Origin of the sequence: Dietzia sp. CQ4 (genome assembly GCF_014145125.1) — a bacterium.
Lineage (GTDB): Bacteria > Actinomycetota > Actinomycetes > Mycobacteriales > Mycobacteriaceae > Dietzia > Dietzia natronolimnaea.
The window spans coordinates 1-4,009 of record NZ_JAALDZ010000248.1 but is presented as its reverse complement, the minus strand read 5'-3'; the positions used below and the strand labels follow the sequence as shown (position 1 = coordinate 4,009).

Annotated in this window: 3 protein-coding genes and 1 pseudogene; all 4 read left to right on the top strand. The window is 71.5% G+C overall.

Annotated features, from left to right (window positions below; all coding sequences use genetic code 11):
- Positions 1–1,039 (top strand): acyl-CoA dehydrogenase family protein (locus tag G6031_RS13755; RefSeq protein WP_182653562.1); only part of this gene is annotated, 1,039 nt, incomplete at its 5' end.
- A 44-nt stretch (positions 1,040–1,083) separates the two neighbouring features.
- Positions 1,084–2,178, top strand: a pseudogene (locus tag G6031_RS19235) (acyl-CoA dehydrogenase family protein); the annotation flags it as partial.
- Positions 2,179–2,220: 42 nt separating this feature from the next.
- Entirely contained in the window at positions 2,221–3,438 is a 1,218-nt protein-coding gene (locus G6031_RS19230) for an acyl-CoA dehydrogenase family protein (RefSeq protein WP_347238501.1), read from the top strand.
- 45 nt (positions 3,439–3,483) lie between these two features.
- On the top strand, positions 3,484–4,009 hold a 526-nt coding region (locus G6031_RS13745; protein ID WP_182653560.1), incomplete at its 3' end, for a MaoC family dehydratase N-terminal domain-containing protein.

Sequence of the window (4,009 nt, the reverse complement as noted above, 5' to 3'; positions counted from 1 at the left end):
GATCAGGACCCTCGTGGCGAAGGTCGCCGCGGTGTCCGGTGACGAGCGCAAGCGGGCCCTGGCCGACACGGGCCTGTTCATGCCGCACCTGCCCGAGCCGTGGGGACTGGGCGCCTCGCCCGCCGAGCAGCTCCTCATCGACGAGGAGCTCGAGGCAGCGGGCGTGAGCCGCCACAACATCACCATCGGCGGGTGGGCCGTGCCGACCATCCTGCAGGCCGCGCCCGAGCACGCCGACCGGCTGGTCCGCGGCACCATGGCCGGCGAGATCAAGTGGTGTCAGCTCTTCTCCGAGCCCGGCGCCGGCTCCGATCTCGCCGCGCTGCGCGCGACCGCCGAGAAGGTCGACGGCGGGTGGAGGATCAACGGCCAGAAGGTGTGGACGTCCCTGGCGCGCGAGGCCGACTGGGCCATGTGCCTGGCCCGCACCGATCCCGACGCCCCCAAGCACAAGGGCATCACCTACTTCCTCGTGGACATGAAGTCCGAGGGCATCCGGACCAGGCCGCTGCGCGAGATCACCGGCGAGGCCCTGTTCAACGAGGTCTACCTCGAGGACCTGTTCGTCCCCGACGAGTTCCAGGTCGGCCAGGTGAACGACGGCTGGAAGATCGCCCGCACGACCCTGGCCAACGAGCGAGTGGCCATGGGCGGCGGTTCCTCGCTCGGCGACGCCGCCGAGGAGATCGTCGGCCTCATCCGCGCGGCGGGGGCGGAGGACGACGCCCTGGTGCTGGACGAGCTCGGCAAGCACGTGGCCGACGGCGTGGTGGGGAGTCTGCTCGACCTGCGCACCGCCCTGCGGACCCTCTCCGGCTCCGGCCCGGGCGCCGAGTCGTCCGTCCGCAAGATCGTGGGCGTACGCCACCGCCAGGACATCGCCGAGTTCGGACTCGAGCTCACCGGCACCGGCGGGGTCGAGTTCACCGAGCAGGGGCGCAAGTTCCTCATGGTGCGCTGCCTGTCCATCGCCGGCGGCACGGAGCAGGTGCTGCTCAACGTGGTCGGGGAACGCATCCTCGGCCTGCCCAGGGACTGATCGAACCCGTGCCCGACCCTCTCCCGACTAAGGACTGATCTGACGTGGACTTCACCCGTACCGAGACCCAGGTCGCCGTCGCCGAGGCCGTGGCCGGGGCGCTCACCACGGCCGCCCCGGCCGATGAGCTGCTCACCGCCCTGCCCAGTCGCGGTGTCGCCGACGCCGGATACGACGAGCGACTGTGGTCGGCGTTCGCCGGATCGGGCCTGCTCTCGCTGGGCCTGCCCGCGGCGCTCGGTGGCGACGACCTCTCGGTGGCCGACATCGCCGTGGTCCTCGAGGAGGTCGGCCGGTCCGGGGTGGTGATCCCCGCTCTGGAGACCCTCGGCTTCGGTGTCCTGCCGATCGTCGCCCTCGGCACCGCGGACCAGCAGGAGGCGCTCCTCGAGGGGATCGAGGACGGTCGCATCCTCACCGCCGCCCTCGCCGAACCCGGCAGCCCGCTCCCGCTCCAGCCCACCGTGCGCCTCGACGGCGGGACGATCACGGGCACCGTCACCGCGGTCCGCTACGCGGCCCAGGCCCGGTCCGTCCTGGTGCCGGTGTCCACGGCCGGGGGAGCCCCCGTCCTCGTCGTCGTCGCCCCCGACGCCCCCGGGGTCACCCTGACCCCGACCCTCGGGTCGCTCGGCGTGCCGGAGTACGCGATGCGGTTCGACGCGACGCCGGTCGACGACGACGCCGTGCTCCGCGGCCCGGGGGACGGATCGGTCCTCGACGAGTTCCGACGGCTCGTCCTGTCGGCGTGCATCGCCCACGGTGACGGCCTGGTCTCGGGCGCGTTGGACATGACCGCCGACTACCTCAAGCAGCGTGTGCAGTTCGGTAAGCCGCTCGGCTCGTTCCAGGCGGTCCAGCAGGAGCTGGCCGACGTGTACATCATCTCGCGCACGCTGCACGTGATCTCCCAGTCGGTGACCTGGCGGGTCTCGGAGGGACTCACCGGCCCGGCCGACCGGTACGCCACCGACCCGACGATCGGTGCCTACTGGCTGGCCACCGAGGGACCGCGTGCGGTGCAGATCCTGCACCACCTGCACGGCGGGGTCGGGGTGGACATCACCTACCCCATGTTCCGGTACTCCTCGGCCGTCAAGGACCTGGCCCGCTTCGTCGGCGGCGCGCAGCTGCACCTTGACGACCTCGCGTCGGCGGTGGCGTCCGACCCCGTCGAGCACGTGGCGCCCGCCTCCACCGACGCCGACGCCGGTGCGGCGCCGGAGGGCACCTTCATCGACCTCACCGGGGAGCAGCGGGCGCTGCAGGCCGAGCTCCGCGAGTACTTCTCCACGCTCATCTCGCCCGAGGAGGCGGCGGACATCGCCACCACCCGCCACGGCGACACCTACGCGGAGATCATCACCCGCATGGGCCGGGACGGGTGGCTGGGCGTGGGGTGGCCCACCGAGTTCGGCGGCAAGGGATTCGGCCACATCGAACAGCTGATCTTCACCAACGAGGCCACCCGCGCCGACGTCCCGCTGCCCTCGGTCACACTGCAGACCGTGGGGCCGACCCTGCAGAAGTACGGCACCGAGCTGCAGAAGGAGAGGTTCCTGCCCGGGATCCTCGACGGCTCGATCCACTTCGCGATCGGCTACTCCGAGCCCGACGCGGGCACCGACCTCGCGGCGCTGCGGACCACCGCCAGGCGGGACGTGGCCACCGGTGACTGGATCATCAACGGGCAGAAGATGTGGACCACCGGCGGCCACCACGCCGACTACATCTGGCTGGCCGCGCGGACCGGCACCCCGGACTCGCGGCACCGCGGTCTGACCATCTTCATCGTCGACACCTCCGACCCGGGCTTCTCGTTCACCCCGATCATCACCTGCGACGGCGCCCACCACGTCAACGCCACGTACTACTCGGATGTGCGCGTCCCGGCGGACATGGTGGTCGGCGAGGTCGACGGCGGATGGAAGATGCTCACCACCCAGCTCAACCACGAGCGCGTGATGCTGGCCCCGTCCGGCCGACCGGGCGGGTACTACGACGAGCTGGTCGGCTGGGCCCGGGGCACCGGCGCCGACGGGGTCCGTCACCTGGACCGGCCCGAGGTGCGGCGCGGGCTCGCCGAGATCTTCGCGTTCGTCCGGCTCAACGAACTGCTCAACTGGCAGGTCTCCTCGGCCGGGGAGAACCCGTCGATGGGGGACTCGGCGGCGTCCAAGGTGTTCTCCACCGAGAAGATCCAGCACGTCGGCCGGGTCATCGAGGAGCTGCTCGGGCGCTTCGGCGACCCCACCGATCCCGACACCGCCAGACTCCAGCGGTGGTTCGACATGATGAACAAGCGCAACGTCGTGATCACCTTCGGGGGCGGGGTCAACGAGGTGATGCGCGAACTGACCTGCATGGGCGGACTCGGCATGCCCCGCACCGCCCGCTGACCCGACCCCCCGTCAGCCCGCCCACGACCGAACGAGAAGGCACTCATGAGTGACGAGCAGGCCGCCCGCATCCTGGCCGCCGCCGAGGAGGTCCGCGCCTCCGGCGGCAGCGCGCGCCGCGCGGGCCGCGATCCCATCAACACGCCGATGATCCGCAACTGGACCGAGGCGATCGGGGACGTCAACCCGATCTACACCGACGAGGCCGCGGCCCGCGCGGCCGGTCACGACGGTCCGGTGGCCCCGCCCGCGATGGCGCAGGTCTGGACCATGCGGGGGCTCGGCAGGACCCGCGAGGCCGACGACCCGCTGGGCCGCATGACCGACATCCTCGACGCGGAGGGCTACACCTCCGTGGTGGCCACCAACTGCGACTCGACCTACCACCGCTACACCCGCCCGGGAGAGGAGGTGACCATCGAGTCCGTCCTGCTCGACGTGGTCGGCCCCAAGACCACGGGCCTCGGGGAGGGATGGTTCTTCACCACCCGCAACTACTGGCGGGTCGGCGACGAGGTCGTGGCGGAGATGGACTTCCGCATCCTCAAGTTCCGCCCGCCGGCCGCGACCG